The organism is Trinickia terrae, assembly GCF_005144415.1.
In the GTDB taxonomy this organism is placed as follows: Bacteria; Pseudomonadota; Gammaproteobacteria; order Burkholderiales; family Burkholderiaceae; genus Trinickia_A; species Trinickia_A terrae.
Genome location: NZ_SWJE01000021.1, coordinates 16,434 through 33,942, shown reverse-complemented (window position 1 = coordinate 33,942; position 17,509 = coordinate 16,434). Strand labels below are relative to the sequence as shown.

15 protein-coding genes are annotated in these 17,509 nt (G+C 63.2%); 3 read left to right on the top strand and 12 right to left on the bottom strand.

Going from position 1 to position 17,509, the window contains the following annotated elements:
* Nucleotides 1–6: 6 nt before the first annotated feature.
* The 5 genes from FAZ69_RS29465 to FAZ69_RS29445 all read right to left on the bottom strand — a co-directional run bounded on the left by FAZ69_RS29465 (nucleotide 7) and on the right by FAZ69_RS29445 (nucleotide 4,502).
* Nucleotides 7–807: an acetoacetate decarboxylase family protein gene (locus FAZ69_RS29465; protein ID WP_136898620.1), complete on the bottom strand. Its 801-nt coding sequence runs from the start codon at nucleotides 805–807 to the stop codon at nucleotides 7–9.
* A gap of 141 nt (nucleotides 808–948) precedes the next feature.
* A complete protein-coding gene (locus FAZ69_RS29460; RefSeq protein WP_136898619.1) occupies nucleotides 949–1,350 on the bottom strand; it encodes a DUF6795 domain-containing protein in 402 nt (133 codons plus the stop codon).
* Between the two features lie 101 nt (nucleotides 1,351–1,451).
* On the bottom strand, nucleotides 1,452–2,591 hold the full coding sequence (locus FAZ69_RS29455) for a DUF1176 domain-containing protein (protein WP_136898618.1): 1,140 nt from the start codon (nucleotides 2,589–2,591) through the stop codon (nucleotides 1,452–1,454).
* Between the two features lie 6 nt (nucleotides 2,592–2,597).
* Nucleotides 2,598–3,551, bottom strand: coding sequence for a hypothetical protein (locus FAZ69_RS29450; protein ID WP_136898617.1), 954 nt, complete (start codon nucleotides 3,549–3,551; stop codon nucleotides 2,598–2,600).
* 213 nt (nucleotides 3,552–3,764) lie between these two features.
* Nucleotides 3,765–4,502 (bottom strand): ABC transporter substrate-binding protein, encoded by a 738-nt coding sequence (locus tag FAZ69_RS29445; RefSeq protein ID WP_136898616.1) that lies wholly within the window; start codon nucleotides 4,500–4,502, stop codon nucleotides 3,765–3,767.
* A 323-nt stretch (nucleotides 4,503–4,825) separates the two neighbouring features.
* Here FAZ69_RS29445 and FAZ69_RS29440 point away from each other — a divergent pair, with 323 nt between their 5' ends.
* Nucleotides 4,826–10,270, top strand: coding sequence for an AAA family ATPase (locus FAZ69_RS29440; RefSeq protein WP_136898685.1), 5,445 nt, complete (start codon nucleotides 4,826–4,828; stop codon nucleotides 10,268–10,270).
* A gap of 20 nt (nucleotides 10,271–10,290) precedes the next feature.
* Here FAZ69_RS29440 and FAZ69_RS29435 read toward each other — a convergent pair whose 3' ends face one another.
* The 4 genes from FAZ69_RS29435 to FAZ69_RS29425 form a co-directional block, all read right to left on the bottom strand.
* A complete protein-coding gene (locus tag FAZ69_RS29435) occupies nucleotides 10,291–10,980 on the bottom strand; it encodes a DUF899 family protein (RefSeq protein WP_136898615.1) in 690 nt (229 codons plus the stop codon).
* A gap of 33 nt (nucleotides 10,981–11,013) precedes the next feature.
* Entirely contained in the window at nucleotides 11,014–11,169 is a 156-nt protein-coding gene (locus FAZ69_RS33475) for a hypothetical protein (RefSeq protein WP_169708805.1), read from the bottom strand.
* On the bottom strand, nucleotides 11,166–11,810 hold the full coding sequence (locus tag FAZ69_RS29430) for a DUF1326 domain-containing protein (RefSeq protein WP_136898614.1): 645 nt from the start codon (nucleotides 11,808–11,810) through the stop codon (nucleotides 11,166–11,168). Before FAZ69_RS29430 ends, FAZ69_RS33475 begins: the two co-directional genes overlap by 4 nt.
* A gap of 86 nt (nucleotides 11,811–11,896) precedes the next feature.
* Nucleotides 11,897–12,502: a hypothetical protein gene (locus tag FAZ69_RS29425; protein WP_136898613.1), complete on the bottom strand. Its 606-nt coding sequence runs from the start codon at nucleotides 12,500–12,502 to the stop codon at nucleotides 11,897–11,899.
* Nucleotides 12,503–12,757: 255 nt separating this feature from the next.
* On the opposite strand from FAZ69_RS29425, the gene FAZ69_RS29420 reads away from it, so the two are divergent.
* Complete coding sequence (locus tag FAZ69_RS29420; protein WP_136898612.1) at nucleotides 12,758–13,600, top strand: AraC family transcriptional regulator; 843 nt, start codon at nucleotides 12,758–12,760, stop codon at nucleotides 13,598–13,600.
* A gap of 18 nt (nucleotides 13,601–13,618) precedes the next feature.
* Here FAZ69_RS29420 and FAZ69_RS29415 read toward each other — a convergent pair whose 3' ends face one another.
* The 3 genes from FAZ69_RS29415 to FAZ69_RS29405 form a co-directional block, all read right to left on the bottom strand.
* A complete protein-coding gene (locus tag FAZ69_RS29415; protein WP_136898611.1) occupies nucleotides 13,619–14,869 on the bottom strand; it encodes a 3-hydroxyacyl-CoA dehydrogenase NAD-binding domain-containing protein in 1,251 nt (416 codons plus the stop codon).
* Between the two features lie 132 nt (nucleotides 14,870–15,001).
* On the bottom strand, nucleotides 15,002–15,349 hold the full coding sequence (locus tag FAZ69_RS29410) for a cupredoxin domain-containing protein (RefSeq protein WP_169708804.1): 348 nt from the start codon (nucleotides 15,347–15,349) through the stop codon (nucleotides 15,002–15,004).
* A 35-nt stretch (nucleotides 15,350–15,384) separates the two neighbouring features.
* Complete coding sequence (locus FAZ69_RS29405) at nucleotides 15,385–16,329, bottom strand: metallophosphoesterase family protein (RefSeq protein WP_136898610.1); 945 nt, start codon at nucleotides 16,327–16,329, stop codon at nucleotides 15,385–15,387.
* Between the two features lie 331 nt (nucleotides 16,330–16,660).
* Between FAZ69_RS29405 and FAZ69_RS29400 the strand changes: the two genes are divergently transcribed.
* Nucleotides 16,661–17,410: a hypothetical protein gene (locus FAZ69_RS29400; protein WP_240702516.1), complete on the top strand. Its 750-nt coding sequence runs from the start codon at nucleotides 16,661–16,663 to the stop codon at nucleotides 17,408–17,410.
* The last annotated feature ends 99 nt before the right edge of the window (nucleotides 17,411–17,509 follow it).

Sequence of the window (17,509 nt, the reverse complement as noted above, 5' to 3'; positions counted from 1 at the left end):
GGCGGTTCAGCGCGTCAGGTCATCGAGCAGCTGCAGGTCCGTGACGGAGTACGACAGCCCGAAGCGGAAGCCCGCGCCATGGCGCACCGGCGCGAGCGCCGAGAGCTCCTCGCCCGCCGCGTCGGGAAACGTCAGCGTGCCTTCGCCTGCCCAGGCGTCGACCACCTTGAGATCGTCGGTGATCGAGAGCACCAGTTCGTTGATCGCCGGCTGATCGTGCTGGCCGGCAGACAGGCGCGGGAAATACCGCAGGTTCACGGTCGGACGCGACACCAGCGTCGACGGATCGGCAACGGGCTCGCGCAGCGTCACGCGCGCATCGGCCAGCCGCTGGCCGTTCGACGACATGCTCGCGCCGAAGCGGCCGCCCGCCGCGACGGGCGCCGCGGCCTTGCTCGGCGCAGCGTAGGTCCGCGTCTGGTAGACGCTCGCGAGGCGCTTCGGGAAGCCCTGGATCCAGCCGCGCGCGAGCGCCGCATCGTTGTCGACGAAGATGTACGGGCACCATGCGACGCGCCGCTCGCCGTATCGGGCGTCCAGCAGCAGCAGAAATTCGCGGTACTGGTAGCGCGCGGGATCGAGATATTCGTCGCGCTCGCCGTTGAACTGCCAGTCGATGAACAGCGCGAGCGCATGGCCGTTGGTCTCCGGGTCCGGCGTGAGGCCTTGCGGCAGCGTCGCCGCGGCGACATCGGGCGACGCCCAGAACTCGACGCCGACCACGTCGCCCGAGTAATGCCACGGCGGCGGCGGATTGAGCGACGACAGGCCGAGCGGCGTCCGCGGTACGGTGTATCCCTTCAGCATCTCGATCTCCCGGTGACGAAGCCGCGCCGCGATCAGTGGCGGCGGGCCGTGAGGTTGGCTGTCACCATGGTGTCGCGGCTCGATCGGGTTTGCTTTCGGATTCGCACGATGGCGTAACGAGATCGCTCGGGCTACGTGGCCTCAATCGGCCTTGCAGATCCCGTAGTGCTTGCCTTCGTAATCGGGCTGACGGGTCAGCTCGCAGACCAGTGTAATCGGCCGGCCATCGAGTTCAGTGTTCGCGTCATAACTATTCTTGCCATGCTGCCAAGCGATGTATTCGACGCCCTGGTAACGGATCAGGATTGTCTGAAGCATGGTCGGCTGGGCAGGAATCAGCCGGAGCAAGCCCGCTTTGCGGGTAATCGCCGGAAACGCGAAAGCGCCTGTTGTGTCGGTCACCGTGCGCTGCGGCGGAATTTCATTCTCGTCGTCCGACCATACGACCTTCTGAATCAGTTCGGCACCGGCCACGGGCTTGCCATCCTTCAGCACCGTGCCGTGCACATCGGAAAAAAGAACCAGGCGATCGAACATCCCCATAGCCCATCCCTCCGGTATGGCTGCGAATAGCCCAACGCACGCAAGCAGGAGCGCGCCGATCGAACGCGAGACTCTCCGCCGCCCGCGCAGACGCATCAAGGTCACTTCGATTTCGTGCGATACACCCACGGCCAGTCGTCCGAGAAAAAACCGGCGCATGTCCCTTGCGCCCGTATCTCCGCCAGAACGAAGTTGGCGCCGTCGAAGATCCACTTCGTCACCGCGCCGCAATCGCCTGGGCTATGGACCCGCTCGAAGCTTTCGAGCGAGCGCCGGCTGGAATCGTAGCCGGCGCCCATCAGCGCGTTCTTGAGCGGCGGCTCGCCGTCCGGGTCGGGATCGGTATTGGCGTCCTGGCTGATATCCAGCCGCTTGCCGGTAAAAGGCGGCTGGCGGCTCACGCGGTACCAGAGCGTGGTGTCGTTATACGAGGTGTCCGCGCAGCCCAGCGTGACGACCGCCTCGCTCGCCGAAAGCGCTGCAGCCGCGCTCCCTTGAGGAGCTGCCTTCAGCGGTTCATCATCGTCGCCGACGTAGCAACGCTTTACGTCGGCGCGAAATTTTTTGAACGTGGCGTCGATCAGCCGCTGCTGCTCCGCCTTGGACATCTCCGGCACGGGCGCGGCCGGGCGCACGACCGGCAACGGCAGCGCGGCCGGCACCGACGACGCGGGAGCCGCCCCCGCGCGCCGCCATGCGGTGACCGTCCCCACCCGCCCCTGCACGTCGTCGACGGCCAGGAGCGCGGCGCTCAAGCCGGCCAGCGGGAGCTTGCGCGCGCCGGCGGCAGCCGGATCGCCGAAGCTTATCGTTCGAGCGTCGCGCGCCGCGTTCACCCAAGCGGCGATCACGGAGGCATCGTCGGTGCCGAGCCGGCTGCCGTAGGACTGCGCGTGCTCAGGCCGCCACGTTTTCCATTTCGACGGGTCCGTGCCGAACGCGTGACCGTCGAAGCGCATCTGATCGGCGCCGACAGGCTTCTCGGCCGCAATCTCGAGTTGCATCCGTCCATCGGGTCCGGCATCGCGCCAAAGCCAGACCACGACGTCCTTCTCCGGGTCCGGGTCGTCGCCGTTGACGCCTTCCACCGCGCAGCGTTTGACGTTGTCGCAAGCGACTTCCCAGCTCTTGAAGTCGCGAAGGATCGATGGATCGGCTTTTGGAGCCGCCAGCGCCAGCGATGACGATGCGGCGCACAGCATCGACATCAGCCCGAGCCTGAAACGAAGAGTCGCGGTCATTACTCTCTACACTTGGTATGACGATGACGACGGTGGCACTATTGAAGAGGATGACGACAACGGGGAGATTGCAGACGAATTCACCGCAAGTATCGGGCGGCAAATGTTCGCGGCCAACACGTCGGCCCGATCCACGCGGACCAGCGCGGAAGCGTCGCCAATGATCTTCACAATTGTTTGATGGTCAAGATCCGCCGGATTGATCCCTCTGGCAAAGGCATACTTTTTTATGCGCTCCGCTATCTTTGTCGTATCGTCGCCGTCGATGGAGTAGATCAATACACCGTCGGGGGTTCTCAGGTAGTCGAATGGGGTAAAGGTGTGATGGCTAACGTACTTGCTCGTTGGCAATGCCATGTTTCTGACGCTGACAACGATTGCCTTGTGCTCGTCCAATGCGCGGACAATGTCCTCGCCTGTCAGGATCGTATAACCTGGTCGCCAGGAATTCGGAAGATATCCAAGCAAGGCGTAAATTGCCCAGAAGAGCCTTGAGCCTACCGTTTGAGTCACGCCGTAAATTTCGTCGAGACGGGTGTTGGGGTTTGTCAGTCGGAAGTCGCCATCAAACTGCTGCTCCCACACCTCTTCGCACTTGTACATCGGATTGCGTTCGAACACCGCACTCCACCAGGGCTTCCAATCCAATCCCCGTAGCGCATAGAGGTTGCGGACGGCATTTACATCGCAAAGGTCCTTGGGTTGGATATGTCCGGTTGCCTCCTTTTTGCCGGGATATTCATGGTAAGCGCGTTTTGCCGTCGCGTTTAAATGAAAGAATTGATCTCCCGGCAGGAATGTCGAGGTTCCACGATTTCGAATCAGCGATATGCCGCTTGCGGACGTTGTCAGAGGACGCGTCGCCGAGACTGTTGACGAGAGGGGAGCGGTTGTTGCGGTGCTACGCACGGCACCCGCCAGAGCGGGGCTCTTGGGCAGTCTGCTGCCGGGTCTTGACATCGTTTTTCCTCTGCACGATGGTCCGTCGTTTGAAGCAGACCGGCGCCCAACAAGGGGCGCAAGCCGCAGCGAGGGTTCTTCTACACGTCGGTGTTGCAGGCGCTAATGATATGACGAGTATCGAGATTGAGCCTAGCAATTCAGGCCTAAAAGCAAACCTTGCGGATGGGTGGCTAAACGCTTCGAATTCGACCCGCGCCACGCACGAGACGGCTAACCTGCCGGGGCGACCGTTGCGCCGGTTATTCCATGCCGCTCAAGCGATTGCGCGACGAAGCCCGTGACGATCATGTCCCCGGCGAAACGGTCCAGACACGCCACCGCCGCTTCCCCCCGGCTCTTCGACACCCCCATCGCCTGCCGGATCACCATGAATCGCTCGTCCAGCAGCCGCAGCAGCCCCGGCGTTTTCGCCGCATCGGCTTCGAGCTGCTGCTTCACGCCCGCCGCGACTTCGAGGTTCTGTTCGAGGAACGTCTGAACGACAGCCGGGGACGTCGGCGCGCGCACGATCTGCGCCGCCTTCAGCTCGCGCGTGAGAAAAAGGTCATAGGCGCTGCCCTTGCCGACGCAGACCCGGTGGTGCGGCTGATCGGCGTCCGCGTTCGTCCTGACAGGCGAGTCGTCGCGCACGAGATAGAAGCCTTCGATCAGCACATACGGCGCGGTGAACGCAATCGTCGCGCCGCGCAGCGGGTCGACGGCGAAGAAGCCGAAATCGGCGCGCTCCTCGCTCACGGCCTGGACCGATTTGCCCGCGGTGTCGAAGACCACCAGTTCCAGTTCGACGTTCAGCCTTTGCGCAAAGGCGCACGCAAGGTCGATCGATACGCCGAACGGCTCACCGGTTGCTGGATCCTGGTTCGCGAGAATCGGGTTGCCGAGGTTGATCGATGCGCGCAACTTGCCAGTCGGCGTAAGCGCGGCGGCGACGGATTGGTCGATGTTCATGGATGGCGCTTGTTGCGGCCGCGATATCAAGCGTGCGGTCTAGGGTTCAAGAATTTCGCTGATCATATTCGTCACAAGTTCCGATTGCACGTGTTGTGGCCTCCGCCTCGCGCGGCCCGTCCTCCTTTCATCACACCTTTTCCCGATCTTTTGCATTCACCCCATGCCGTCAGTACGGCACGGGGTGAATCGCACAGTCACGCCCATGGCGTGGGCACATCATGCTCCGACCGCTCCGACCAGCCCGCTATGTGGGCGCGGTCGCGCAGGTGTATCTTGACGACTCCAATCCCGAGCAAAACCCTGACCGCAAAGCACGGCAGATGAACGCGACACACGGCTCCGATCCAGGCAGCAGCCTCGAGATCCTATGGGAGGACGGCGAGCGCGTTTTCTGCCGAAGGCGGTCCCCGGGCAGCGGCGACAGCGTGCTGATTGCGCGCGCCGCCGCCGAGCATCCGCCGCCTGCCAGCCTCGATCGCTTCGCCCGCGAATTCGCCCTGAGGGACCAGCTCGACAGCGCGTGGGCCGTGCGCCCCAAGGATCTCGTGCACGCGGACGGCCGGATCGCGCTGGTGCTCGAAGATCCGGGCGGCGAGCCGCTCGAACGCCTGACCGGCGCCCCCATGGAAGCGGCAAGCGTGCTGCGCCTCGCCATCGGCATCGCGGCGGCATTGGGCAAGCTCCATCAGCAAGGCCTCGTCCACAAGGATCTCAAGCCCGCTCATGTGCTGGTGAACTGCACGGACGGTCAGGTGCGGCTCACCGGCTTCGGCATCGCCTCGCGGCTGCCGCGCGAGCGGCAGCCGCCCGAGCCGCCCGAAACCATCGTCGGCACGCTCGCCTACATGGCGCCTGAGCAGACCGGGCGGATGAACCGCTCGATCGATTCGCGCAGCGACCTCTATGCCTTCGGCGTCGCGCTCTATCAGATGCTGACCGGCGCGCTGCCGTTCACGGCTGGCGACCCGATGGAATGGGTGCACTGCCACGTCGCCCGCAAACCGATGCCGCCTATCGTGCGGGAGGCGACAGTCCCGCCTGCACTCTCGGCGCTCGTCATGAAGCTGCTCGCCAAGACGCCGGAGGAGCGCTATCAGACCGCCGCCGGCGTCGAGCACGATCTGCGGCATTGCCTGGCCGCTTGGCAGGGCCAGCACCGCATCGACGTCTTCCCGCTAGGCGAGCACGACACGCCCGACCGCCTGCTGATCCCCGAGAAACTCTACGGGCGGGAGCGCGAGGTCGCGGCGCTGGTCGCCGCATTCGAGCGCGTCGTCGCGAGCGGCGCGCCGGAGTTGGTGCTGGTTTCGGGCTATTCGGGCATCGGCAAGTCCGCGGTCGTCAACGAGCTGCACAAGGTGCTGGTGCCGTCGAAGGGCCTCTTCGCGTCAGGCAAGTTCGACCAGTACCAGCGCGACATCCCCTATTCGACGCTGGTGCAGGCTTTTCAGAGCCTCGTGCGTCCGCTGCTCGGCAAGCGCGACGCGGAGCTCGCGCTCTGGCGCGACGCGCTGATGGAGGCGCTGGGGCCGAACGCGCGCTTGATGACCGATCTGATCCCCGAGCTGAAGCTCATCGTCGGCGATCAGCCGCCGGTGCCGGGACTCGAGCCCAATCAGGCGCAACGCCGCTTCCAGCTCGTCTTCCGGCGCTTCATGGGGGTCTTCGCGCGGCCGGAACATCCGCTGGCGCTGTTTCTCGACGACCTGCAATGGCTCGACGCCGCGACACTCGATCTGCTGGAGGACCTCCTCACCCGTTCGGACCTGCAACACCTGTTGCTGATCGGCGCCTATCGCAACAACGAGGTCGATGCCGCCCATCCGCTCGCGCGCAAGCTTCAAGCCATCAAGGCCGCGGGCGCGAGAGTCGACGACATCACCCTCGCGCTGCTCGACCGCGCTCACGTGGAGCAGCTGATCACCGAGGCGCTGCACTGCGAGCCGGAACGCGCCGCCCCGCTCGCCCAGCTCGTGCACGGGAAGACCGCCGGCAATCCATTCTTCGTCATCCAGTTCCTGCACGCGCTCGCCGACGCCGACCTGCTCACCTTCGATCACGGCGCGGCCCGCTGGTCCTGGGATCTGCCCCGCATCCACGGCAAGGGCTACACCGACAACGTGGCGGACCTGATGGTCGCGAAGCTGACCCGTCTGCCCGCCGACACACAGCAGGCCTTGCAACAGCTCGCCTGCCTCGGCAACCGCGCCGCGATCGCGATGCTGCCGAATGTGCTGGGGATCTCGAAGCAGCAGGTCCGCGCGTTGCTGCGGCCGGCATTCCATCACGAACTCGTCGAGCATCTGGAGGATTCCTACCGATTCGTTCACGACCGCGTGCAGGAGGCTGCCTATTCGCTGATCCCGGAAGCCTCGCGTGCCGAGGCCCATCTGCGTATCGGGCGGCTGCTCGCCAAGCGGACGCCCTCCGGGGAGCGGAAGGAAGCCATCTTCGAGATCGTCAATCAAATGAACCGCGGCGCGGTGCTGGTCACCTCCCAGGAGGAGCGCGAGCAGTTGGCCGAGTTCAACCTGATTGCCGGCCAGCGCGCGAAGGCGGCGTCGGCCTATGAATCGGCGCTCACCTATCTGAACGCCGGGGCTCAGAGCCTGACCGACGATTGCTGGGCGCGCAGGCATGAGCTGATCTTCGCGCTGGAGCTGAACCGGGCCGAATGCGAATTCCTGACCGGCCGGCAGGCGGCCGCGGAAGAGCGGTTGAACGCGCTGTCGCGCCACGCCGCGAACGTGTCCGAACGCGCGAATGTGGCGTTCTCGCGTGTCGACCTGTACATGACGCTCGATCAGGCGAGCCGCGCCGTCGCGGTCGCGCTCGACTATCTCGGGCATCTCGGGATCGACTGGTCGCCGCACCCCGCCGAAGAGAAAGCGCGAGAGGAGTATGAGCGAATCTGGTCCCTGCTCGGGAGCCGCACGATCGACGCTCTCGTCGATCTGCCGCCGATGACCGATCCGGAATCGCTGGCGACCATGGACGTGCTGGTCAAAGTCATGCCCGCAGCGTTGTTCACCGACGCCAACCTGTGGTGTCTGGTCGTCTCCCGGGCGGTCAATCTGAGCCTCGAGCGCGGCAATTGCGACGGGTCTTCTTCCGCCTATGTCCGGCTCGGCATGATGGCCGGGGCGCGCTTCGGCCACTACCAGGTCGGATTTCAATTCGGGCAGCTCGGCTACGACCTTGTCGAACGGCGCGGGCTGATGCGGTTCCGGGCGCGAACCTACATGCATTTCGGCAATGTCATTCTGCCCATGGCCAAACATCTCCGGGGCGGCCGGGAGCTGCTGCGCCGGGGGCTCGAGGCAGCAAGGAACACGGGCGATCTCGTTTGCGAAGCCTACTGCTGCACCCATACGATCACTAATCTGCTCATCGGAGGAGACCCGCTCGCCGACGTGCAGCGCGAAGCCGAAGCCAGCCTGGCGTTCGCGCAAAAAGCCCATTTCGGATTCGCCATCGACGTCAGCGCGACTCAGCTTGGGCTGGTGCGGACGCTGCGAGGCCTGACGCCCGCGTTCGGCTCTCTCGATGAAGAGCCGTTCAACGAAGCGCAGATCGAGCGCCATTTCCTGGACAATCCGGATCTGGTGATTGCCCATTGCTGGTATTGGATCCGCAAATTGCAGGCGCGCTTCTTCGCAGGCGATTACGCGGCGGCCGTGGATGCCTCGTTGAAGGCACAAGGCCTTTTGTGGGCATCGGCCTCTTATCTGGAAGAAGCGGAATACCACTTCTACAGCGCGCTATCGCTGGCCGCCCGCTGCGGGCCGCTTTCCGGCAGCGAGCGGCAGGCGTCGCTCGAAGCCATCGCCGCTCACCACAGGCAGCTGCAATTGCGGGCGCAGACCTGCCCCGAAAACTTCGAGAACCGCGCGGCGCTGGTCGGCGCCGAGATTGCCCGTCTGGAGGGCCGCGAGGTCGACGCGACGCGCCTCTATGAAGCAGCTATCCGGTCGGCGCGCGCCAACGGCTTCATCAACAACGAAGCGCTTGCCAACGAACTCGCGTCCCGCTTCTACGCGGCACGCGGCTTCGAGAAGATTGCCCGCGTGTATTTGCAGGACGCGCGGCAGGGCTACCGGCGCTGGGGCGCCGACGGCAAGGTGCGGCAGCTCGTCGAAAGGTATCCGCATCTGCGGGAGCAAGAGCGGACACCCGGGCCGACCAGCACGATCGGGGCGCCGGTCGAACACCTCGACCTCGCGACCGTGATCAAGGTATCGCAGGCTGTCTCGGGCGAGATCGTGCTGGACAAGCTGATCGACATGGTGATGCGCACGGCGATCGAACAGGCCGGCGCCGAGCGCGGCCTGCTGATCCTTCCGGACGGCGGCACGCAACGGATAGCGGCCGAAGCCACGACGAGCGGCGGCACGCCTCGCGTGGCGCTTCGCGATATGCCGGCGAGCGCGTCGGCGCTGCCCGAGTCGGTCCTCTACCATGTCCTGCGCACGAAGGAGAGCGTCATTCTCGACGATGCCGCGAGCGAGCCCGCGTTTGCCGCGGATCCCTACATCCGCGAGCACCAGACCCGCTCGATTCTCTGCCTGCCCCTGATGAACCAGGCCAAGCTGACCGGCGCGCTGTACCTCGAAAACAATCTGATCACCCGCGCCTTCGCGCCCGCCCGGATCGCCGTGCTCAGGCTCGTCGCCTCCCAGGCCGCGACGTCGCTCGAAAATACCCGCCTCTACCGCGACCTCGCGGAACGCGAAGCGAGGATCCGGCGGCTCGTCGACGCCAACATCGTCGGCATCATCGTGTGGAGAGCCGACGGCGCTATTCTCGAAGCCAACGACGCCTTCCTGCGCATCGTGGGATACGAGCGCGAGGATCTCTTTTCGGGGCGCATCCGCTGGATGGACCTGACGCCGCCGGAGTGGCGCGAAAGCACTGAGCTCGCCTTGGCGCAGATGGCGAATATCGGGTACATGCCGCCCGCGGAGAAGTCGTACATCAGGAAGGACGGCAGCCGTGTGCCCGTGATGGTGGGACGGGCCGCGTTCGACGCCAGCGGGAAGGAAGGCGTCGCCTTCGTGATCGATCTGACCGAGCGCAAGGAAGCGGAGCAGCGCTTGCGCGAGTCCTACGAGATGCTGCGGGAGCTCACCTCCCGCCGCGAGACGGCACGTGAGGAAGAGCGCAAGCACATCGCACGCGAAATGCACGACGAGCTCGGGCAATACCTCACCGCGCTTCGCATGAGGGCCTCGGCCATACGCATGCAGTTCGGCGACGACCGTCCGGACCTCGTCGGCCAGACCCAGACGCTGGTTGCCCTGGTCGACGAAACCATGCAGGTCGTGCGAGGCGTCATCACGTCGCTGCGCCCTCCGGCATTGGACACGGGCATCGTGGCGGCGCTCGAGTGGCTCGCCGCCGAGTTCAACCGCAGTGGCCGCACGGTGTGCCGCCTTCGATTGCAGGACGAGCATATCGTCGTGAGCGAGGATCGCGCCATCGTGCTGTTTCGCGTCGTGCAGGAGGCGCTGACCAATGTCGCCCGTCATGCGGCGGCCGGCCAGGTGATCATCGCGCTCGCGCGAACGCCCGATGCATGCTTGCTGGAAGTCCGCGACGACGGCCGAGGATTCGATCCGCTGGCGGCCAGAAAGAAGTCGTTCGGACTGGCGGGCATGAGAGAGCGCGTCCGGATGCTGGGCGGCCAGATCGAGATCGTCAGCGCGCCCGGTAATGGCACCGCGATCAAGGTCAGTCTTCCCGATCGCCGGGCTACGCCGGCGTAGCCTTGGCATCGGGCGCCAGCCTACCCCTTGTTCAGATAGTTCCTTTCCAGGAATTCGGATCTGAAATCTTGCGGTGGAGTGGGAATGTCCGGCCGGCCCTCCGGTGTGAAGTCCATGAGATTCCAATATGGCCATACCGTGTCGACGTGATTCCCCGGCAATTCAGTTCCCCAGAAATGGAAAATCTTGCCATCCCGCCTCGTGAATACGTGCATCACTGGCCATTGCATGTCGTCGGAGTCTCCTTGGCATTTGTAATCGGCTTGATACGTGGAGCCCGATCCGGAAACCAGCGCGATCTGCGACCATCCGCGCTGCTTGGCCCATGCATTGATTCGATCAGCCGGGGCTTTGGCAATCGCGGCAAACGCGGCGTGCCGGGTGACCTGATACCAGGTGCGATCGAACCCATCGACCAGCGACGTGCAGGAAGGACAGGGATTGTCCCAGTTCGGACCGAACATGAACGAGTACAGGAGCAGCGTGTTTTTATCCCCGAACAGCTCCGAGAATCTCACGCTGGTCCCAACTTTCCCATCGTTGGCCCATTGGAAGACGTAGTCCTCTTTCAACTGTCCGCCTAGAGGAAGATTGCGACGCTTTTCCGCCAGCGACTTTACTTTGTCGACAAGCTCTCGCTCATCTTTGAGCAATACGTCACGCGCATCGCGATACGCTCTGCTTTCGTTTGGATACCGTAGTTCGCTCATGTCCGTCTCCATCTGAATGAACGAGCGGGAGGGTCACACCATCGGAGTGACGCCTGCCCAGGCGGCTGGAGCATCTTCTGCAGCGATGCCGCGCAGATCGAGGTAGAACCGCGACAACGCAACCAAAGCGGCCATGCCAAAAGCCGCGACGACCCGCTCGCGTCCGAGAATGGCTTCGATGCTGCTCATGCGGTGGCGCGATGGCGGATCGGCCCTTTGTTATTCATGTGCAGCCGCGCGAACTGCGCGTAAGTCCCCTTGAGATCCAGCGCGATGTTTCCCTGCGAGCGGCTGGTGCCCGAGCCAATCTCAGCAAGCTCGTATTCGAAGCCGTGCGGCAGATCGATCCGGACGCGATGCTCGTCACCCGTCACCATATTGCGGATCGGTTCCCCGTCGAGGTCGAACACACCCTCGACATGAATCTGGCCGCGTCTGGCATCGACATCGACGTCGAAATCGATCCGCGTGAAGATCGGATCGAACGCCTGTTCGAGCGTCGATGCGAATACGGAGAACATCGTGGCAAACGGCTCGGTGTCCTGCCCGGTCATGATCTTCAGAATGGCTTCGCGTTGTTCCGGTGAAGCTCGTTCGTCGACGATCGGCTGGCACTTGCCTTTGCCTTCGTGAATGGGTCCCGGCCACTGGAACACCACCGCGATCTTGACGCCGTCGAGCCGCACGTCACCGTAATAGCCGCTGCTGATCGAAATGGCTCCCATCGCTTGGCAAAAGCCGTTCGTCGGTAGCGCATTGAATTGGCAAGGGCAACCGTATGAGCAATTGCAGTTGATCAGCTCTGTGCCTTGAATTTCCCAGGGAGTCATGGTTGTCCCCTTGTTGTCGGCGATGAGTGCCGTGGTTCGAATCTAGGTCACGCCATGGGGGAAGTCAAAGTTGATGCGCGAAGCACTCACGCGCCGCCATGCGACCTTTCCCGCGCGAGCAGTTCCTGTTTCAGCGCGAGCGCCTCGCTGTTGTCATGCTCCAGCGAAAGTGCCCAATAAATGCCCGAGCGGGCCTTGCGCAAATCGTTCTTGTCGAGGCCGTCATGCGCTCGCGCAAGCGCGAGCGAGAGCAGTCTGCTGCGCCGGTCGCCATGTGGTGATTCGCTTGGCGCCGAGTTCGGCGGCAGCGCCGCCACCGCCTTGGGCAACATGGCCGCCGGAGCCGCAGGTGTTCGCGGCGACGCCGCATTGGAGGCTGTTTTCGCGCTCTGCGCCGGCGTCGAATTCCGGGCAATCCGGCCGCCCTTGCTCGCGCCTTCCGCAATTACGCTGCCTTGTACCGTTTGCAACGCGTCACGCCGCTCGAGCGCCGCAGCGTTCTCATGCCGCTGCACAACGACCGATGCGCCAAACAAAACGACGAATGCGAACGATGCGAGCGCTGTGTTCGGCCTCGCGCTCCGGAATCGGGAGACGCTGCGCAAAGGCGAGCGTACCTTCCCATCGAGAAAGTAGTCGGGCGACTCGAACAGGAGTGTCGGCCTCGGGAGCCGTGCGAGCGGATCGCTCATGGTAAGACCTTCCATTCCGATCTCAGGCGTGAAATGACCCGGCCAATATCGGCCAGCGGCGCCGCAGCGTCAACCCGCGAGAGTCGCGATCATCGGGACTCATCCGCCAAACGTTAGCTGCTGTCCGCAATACGTCATGCCCGGCGAAGCGCGGATCGACACGTTCTTCGCGAGTACGCTGATGAGGAACCAGATACGCTTTCGTTCTCCAGCGCGATACCATCGGGTAGATTCAAGTGACGACCCATACATGGAATGCGCGGCTACCTACCCAGTGTTGTGTTGACCGGAGCTGCTGCTCTGCTCGAGGCACTCGGCGTCCAGCCCGAGCTGGTTGCGACCGGAGCCGATTTGCCCGAGCTCGCGCTCCGCTCCACCGACGTGCCGATCCGGGGTGCGCAAGTGCTTCGCTTCCTTTCGCTCGCTGCTGAAGCGACGCAATGCCGGGACTTCGGACTGAGGCTCGCCGAATATCAAGTTCAGGCAGTGGAACTGGGTCTCGCCAACGGCATGCAGTATTTGCGTTCCGTCTGCGGCAAGGACTGGCAACCGGCCGTCGTGCAATTCCGTCATGCTGCGCCCGCGGACTGCACAATGTACAGGCGCACGTTCGGACCTTCGCTGAGCTTCGATCAGGACCGGAATGCGATTGTCCTGGACCGCGATACGGCGATGCGTCCGGTTACGCAATTTCGCCGTAACGCGCATCGTGTGCTCGAGGCGCACTTGCGGCGAGAGAGGGCCCAGGTGGAGGCACTTTGGGTCGTACGCACGCAAACCATGATTCGCGCACTCTTGCCCTTCACGGACAGTTCGTTGAATGCGATAGCGCGAGCGCTCGCCACTTCCCCGCGGACCCTGCAGCGTCGCCTCTCGGAGGCCAGCACGACATTCGATGAACTACGGGAACAGGTTCGGGAAGATCTCGCGGTGAAGTACGTGCAGCAATCAAACCTGCGTCTTGCCGAGATATCTGAAATGCTCGGTTATTCCCAACAAAGCGCGTTCAGCCGTGCGTTCAAGCGACTGCGTGGCGTCACGCCCCGGCAGCTTCGAGCCATGCGTCACGAGGCGGACCCCGGACGCTCTGCCGAATAGCAATAGCCTGCTAAGGGCTCACGCGGCGACGAACGTCGGATTCTGGAAGCCCGGGTGAGGGTATTGATAGAAACCGCGTCCCGCCGACTCGCCGAGATACCCGGTATCGATGAAATGTGTTTTCACGTATTCGGCAATACGCCGATGCGTCGAATCGCCCGTGCGTTCCGCGAGGGCGCGGGTCACGTTATAGACGGTCGCCATGCCGATTCCGTCGAGAATGCCGAACGGGCCAATTCGATCCCCCTTCGCAATCATCCACGCCTTGTCGATCGTCTGCACGTCGGCGACCTCGCTGACCAGCAGACCCAGCGCGGCGATCAGCATGGGGACGAGCATGGTATTCAGCAGGTAGCCGGGTTGCTCCTTGCGCAGCGGCAAGGGCACCATGCCAATACGGTGTGCGAACTGCACCATGCGTGCGAATACAGCGGGATCGGTGCCCGCATGCCCCATGATCTCCGCGATGTTGTGCTTCCACACTTCGTGCGCGAAATGCAGGCTCAGCACGCGCTCGGGCCGGTCGGTGAACATGGCGAACTGGCTCGGCACCAGCGTCGACGAGTTGCTCGCAAAGATGGAGCCGGCTGGCGCTACAGCCGACAGTGCGTGATAGAACGCCTGCTTGATTGCCAGATCCTCGGGAATGGCTTCGATAACGAGGTCCGCGTGGGCAACAGCCGAAGCGAGGTCGATATGGCTCTCGATGCGCGCCAGCGTGGCTTCGATCAGGTCGATCTCGGGCACCTGATGGTGCTTGCAGTAGTCCCGATAGCGGCTCAACGCCGTCCGCCACGTCTCGACATGCGTGACGTTGCCGTCTTCGTTGAGGAAGTGGAGTTCTCCGGTCGACACAACGAGCGCCATGCCATTGGCGTCATCAGAGAGATTCGTGAACGAGTGTGACGACTCAGACGGCTCAAAAACGAAATCTCCGGCTTCCGCGACCCAATCGTGCTGGTCGTATTTCCATCGGCCGCTGAGTGTGTAGACCATCACCGTGCCGGTATGGCGATGGATATGCGCACCCTCGCCTTTGGCCGCCTTCATGAGCAACACCACTTCACCCGTGATGGGGTTGATCTTGAAGTACTTGAGTTGAATGTTGTCGTTGATGGGAGCGAAGGGGATCCACGGCGTGGCTTTTCCGCCGATATGGACCGTGTCGATCGCGGAAACATCGTTGAGGACTTGCGTAGCTTCTGCGTTCATGGAAGGCGTCTCCGGTTGGATGATGAAAGGACTGGCGCCGATGTGGCCGGTGCGCAATCTCTGGTGCCTATTCCATCGCAATTCCACCGGGGGAACTTGACCCGTGCCGCCCGAATTTGTACTTTACGCGCCAAGTTCAAACGCAGAAGCTTCCACGCATTGGTGGCGGCCTTGCTCACCTGAATCCACCTACTGCACGGTGATGGTCGCCTTCATATACGGATGTATGCCGCAGAACACTTTGTACACCCCCGGCTTGTCGAACTTGAACCGATACGTATCGTTCTCGTCGAGTGCCGTGGAGTGGAATACGCCGGCATCGTTGACGATCGAATGCGGCTCGCCGTCCATGTTTTTCCAGGTCACGGTCGTGCCGGCCTTGACCGTGAGAGACATCGGCGAAAACATGAAATTCTTGATCACAATCTCATTGGGCTCCTGCGCTTGAGCGGCAGGCAACCCGGTGACCAATGCCGCCAGGAGCATCCCGCTCCCGACGGAGAGGGCAAACGCGCGACGCAAGAAGGTGGATAGCATGGCTTGGATCCTTGTCGAGTGAGCGAGGTGCGAAGTCAGGCGAGGGTCGCGTCGGAAAGCGTCGCAGCGAGGGGATGGCGCGAGATCCTGATGCTGGTCACGCCAAGCATCTTCGGAAGCTGATCGCTTGCCACCTTCAACGGCCCGGGTCCGGGGCCATCGCCGGCCGTCGGTTGCGGATACGCGGTCGAGCGCGCGGTATGGAACGTGATATTGCCCTCCACCTTGGAAACGATCTGATGGATGTGCCCATTCAGGACGGTGACCGAGCCGAACCGCTTCAGATAGTCCATTGCCTGGCCAGCATCGCCGGTGCCCCAACCCCATGGTTCGTAAATCGTCCACAGCGGCATGTGGGCAAAGACGACGATCGGCGTGCTGGATGAACGCCCCTTCAGATCGTTTTCCAGCCAGGAGAGTTGATCCTCGCCCAGCCCCCCCAGCCCATTTGGCTTGAAATGCATCACATTGACGAGCCCGATGAAGTGCACGCCGTTGTGGTCGAAGCTGTAATAGCCTTTGTTGTCCGAGGCTTGGCCGAAGCGTTTGAAGTATTCGCCTTCCGGTCCGTCTGTCACGTCATGCTCGCCGGGCACGGTATGCAACTCGGTGATGTTCAGCCCCGACAGCAATTGGGCTGCGAGATCGAACTCCGCCGGCTTGGAAAGATGGGTGATATCGCCCGTGTGAATCGTCAGGGCCGGCTTGACCGGCATGGCGTTGACGAAATCGATCGTCTGTTTGAGCGTGCCCGCGACATCGGGATTGGCTTCCTTGTTGAAGCCAATATGCGAGTCGCTGATCTGCAGGAACAAAGGAACGCCCGAGACCGCTGATTTGCCCTTGTCGCCGGCGGCAAGGGCCAACTCCACGGGCGTGAGGACGCCTCCGGCCAGGACAAACAGAGTGCCCGCGCCACCGAAGGCGAGGCATTTCAATGCGCTGCGGCGCGACGGCTGGGAAGGATGATCTGACGACATGGTGTCCTCTCGACGGGATTCGGGAAGCAGACCGGCGGTTCAATCCGGAGGGCTCCCAGGGTTGGTTTCAGGAGCTATACCGCGGAAGAGTCCGTTTTATTCCCGATCGTGAATCGCACAGCCGGCGCTTGATAGAGCACGCCGCTTCACCGTGCTGCCGCACCGTGCATGGACGCGCGCCCAACGCATCGCCCTGCCTTCACCTGCATCTCGTCGACTCGGGGAATAACCGGCGCATGCTCGCGGTATTGCAGGCGTGACACACGAAACAGGTGATCGAAATGAGAATCCTTGGCGGCACATCTGCCCCACACGCGAAGTGAGAGTTAAGGTGCAATCCGTTCTGCGCCGCCTTCAGCTCGGGTCGGGCCTGGTGATGTTGACCTATCTCTTTCTGCATCTGGTCAATCACGCGCTCGGGATCTGGTCGCTCGACCTTGCCGGGCACGGTCTCGTACTCGCGCTGCGGCTGTGGCACAGCACACCTGGAACGATCGCGCTGTACGGTGCCGCGTCGCTGCATTTCGCGCTGGCGCTGCACACGCTATACGGTCGGCGCCACTGGGCGTTGCCGCCCGCCGAATGGATCCGCCTCTGGGCAGGGCTCAGCCTGCCGCTGCTGCTTATCCGCCATGCGGTGACGACCCGGCTTGCGTCTTCGATCTATGGCTTCGAGCCTGACTACGAGCGCGTCATCGTCGTGCTGCTCACGAGCGGCACGCAGGGTCTGCAACTTGCGCTGCTCGCGCCCGGCTGGATACACGGATGCCTCGGACTGTGGTTCCGGCTGCGCCAATATCCGCGGGCGCGCCGCATGAGACCCGCGCTGCTGGCGTTCGTCGTCCTCCTGCCGTTGCTTTCCGCTGCGGGCTTTATCCGGATGATGCGGGCCGTCGAGGGAAAGAGCCTCGTACTTCCGCCCGCCGATCCGACGCTCGTGGCTCATCAACTCGCCCTCAACACTTGGCGTCACGATCTCGTCATCCTGTATCTAGCCCTGGTCGCCAGTGCGACGATCTCTGGCCTGTTGCGCAACGGCCTCGAGCGCCGAAGACTGCGAAAAAATTCGCTGAGTTCCTGATCAGTCGCGGGCACACGCGAGGCCGCTTACGCCTGCGCATTGGCAGGGATCGGAAATATCCGCAGACGAAGCGGCGTCTACACCCGGCGTCTACACCAT

Bases quoted from the DNA above. Each gene is read 5' to 3' on its own strand.
- FAZ69_RS29465 (WP_136898620.1), bottom strand. From the start codon at position 807: ATGCTGAAGGGATACACCGTACCGCGGACGCCGCTCGGCCTGTCGTCG.
- FAZ69_RS29460 (WP_136898619.1), bottom strand. From the start codon at position 1,350: ATGGGGATGTTCGATCGCCTGGTTCTTTTTTCCGATGTGCACGGCACG.
- FAZ69_RS29455 (WP_136898618.1), bottom strand. From the start codon at position 2,591: ATGACCGCGACTCTTCGTTTCAGGCTCGGGCTGATGTCGATGCTGTGC.
- FAZ69_RS29450 (WP_136898617.1), bottom strand. From the start codon at position 3,551: ATGTCAAGACCCGGCAGCAGACTGCCCAAGAGCCCCGCTCTGGCGGGT.
- FAZ69_RS29445 (WP_136898616.1), bottom strand. From the start codon at position 4,502: ATGAACATCGACCAATCCGTCGCCGCCGCGCTTACGCCGACTGGCAAG.
- FAZ69_RS29440 (WP_136898685.1), top strand. From the start codon at position 4,826: ATGAACGCGACACACGGCTCCGATCCAGGCAGCAGCCTCGAGATCCTA.
- FAZ69_RS29435 (WP_136898615.1), bottom strand. From the start codon at position 10,980: ATGAGCGAACTACGGTATCCAAACGAAAGCAGAGCGTATCGCGATGCG.
- FAZ69_RS33475 (WP_169708805.1), bottom strand. From the start codon at position 11,169: ATGAGCAGCATCGAAGCCATTCTCGGACGCGAGCGGGTCGTCGCGGCT.
- FAZ69_RS29430 (WP_136898614.1), bottom strand. From the start codon at position 11,810: ATGACTCCCTGGGAAATTCAAGGCACAGAGCTGATCAACTGCAATTGC.
- FAZ69_RS29425 (WP_136898613.1), bottom strand. From the start codon at position 12,502: ATGAGCGATCCGCTCGCACGGCTCCCGAGGCCGACACTCCTGTTCGAG.
- FAZ69_RS29420 (WP_136898612.1), top strand. From the start codon at position 12,758: ATGCGCGGCTACCTACCCAGTGTTGTGTTGACCGGAGCTGCTGCTCTG.
- FAZ69_RS29410 (WP_169708804.1), bottom strand. From the start codon at position 15,349: ATGCTATCCACCTTCTTGCGTCGCGCGTTTGCCCTCTCCGTCGGGAGC.
- FAZ69_RS29405 (WP_136898610.1), bottom strand. From the start codon at position 16,329: ATGTCGTCAGATCATCCTTCCCAGCCGTCGCGCCGCAGCGCATTGAAA.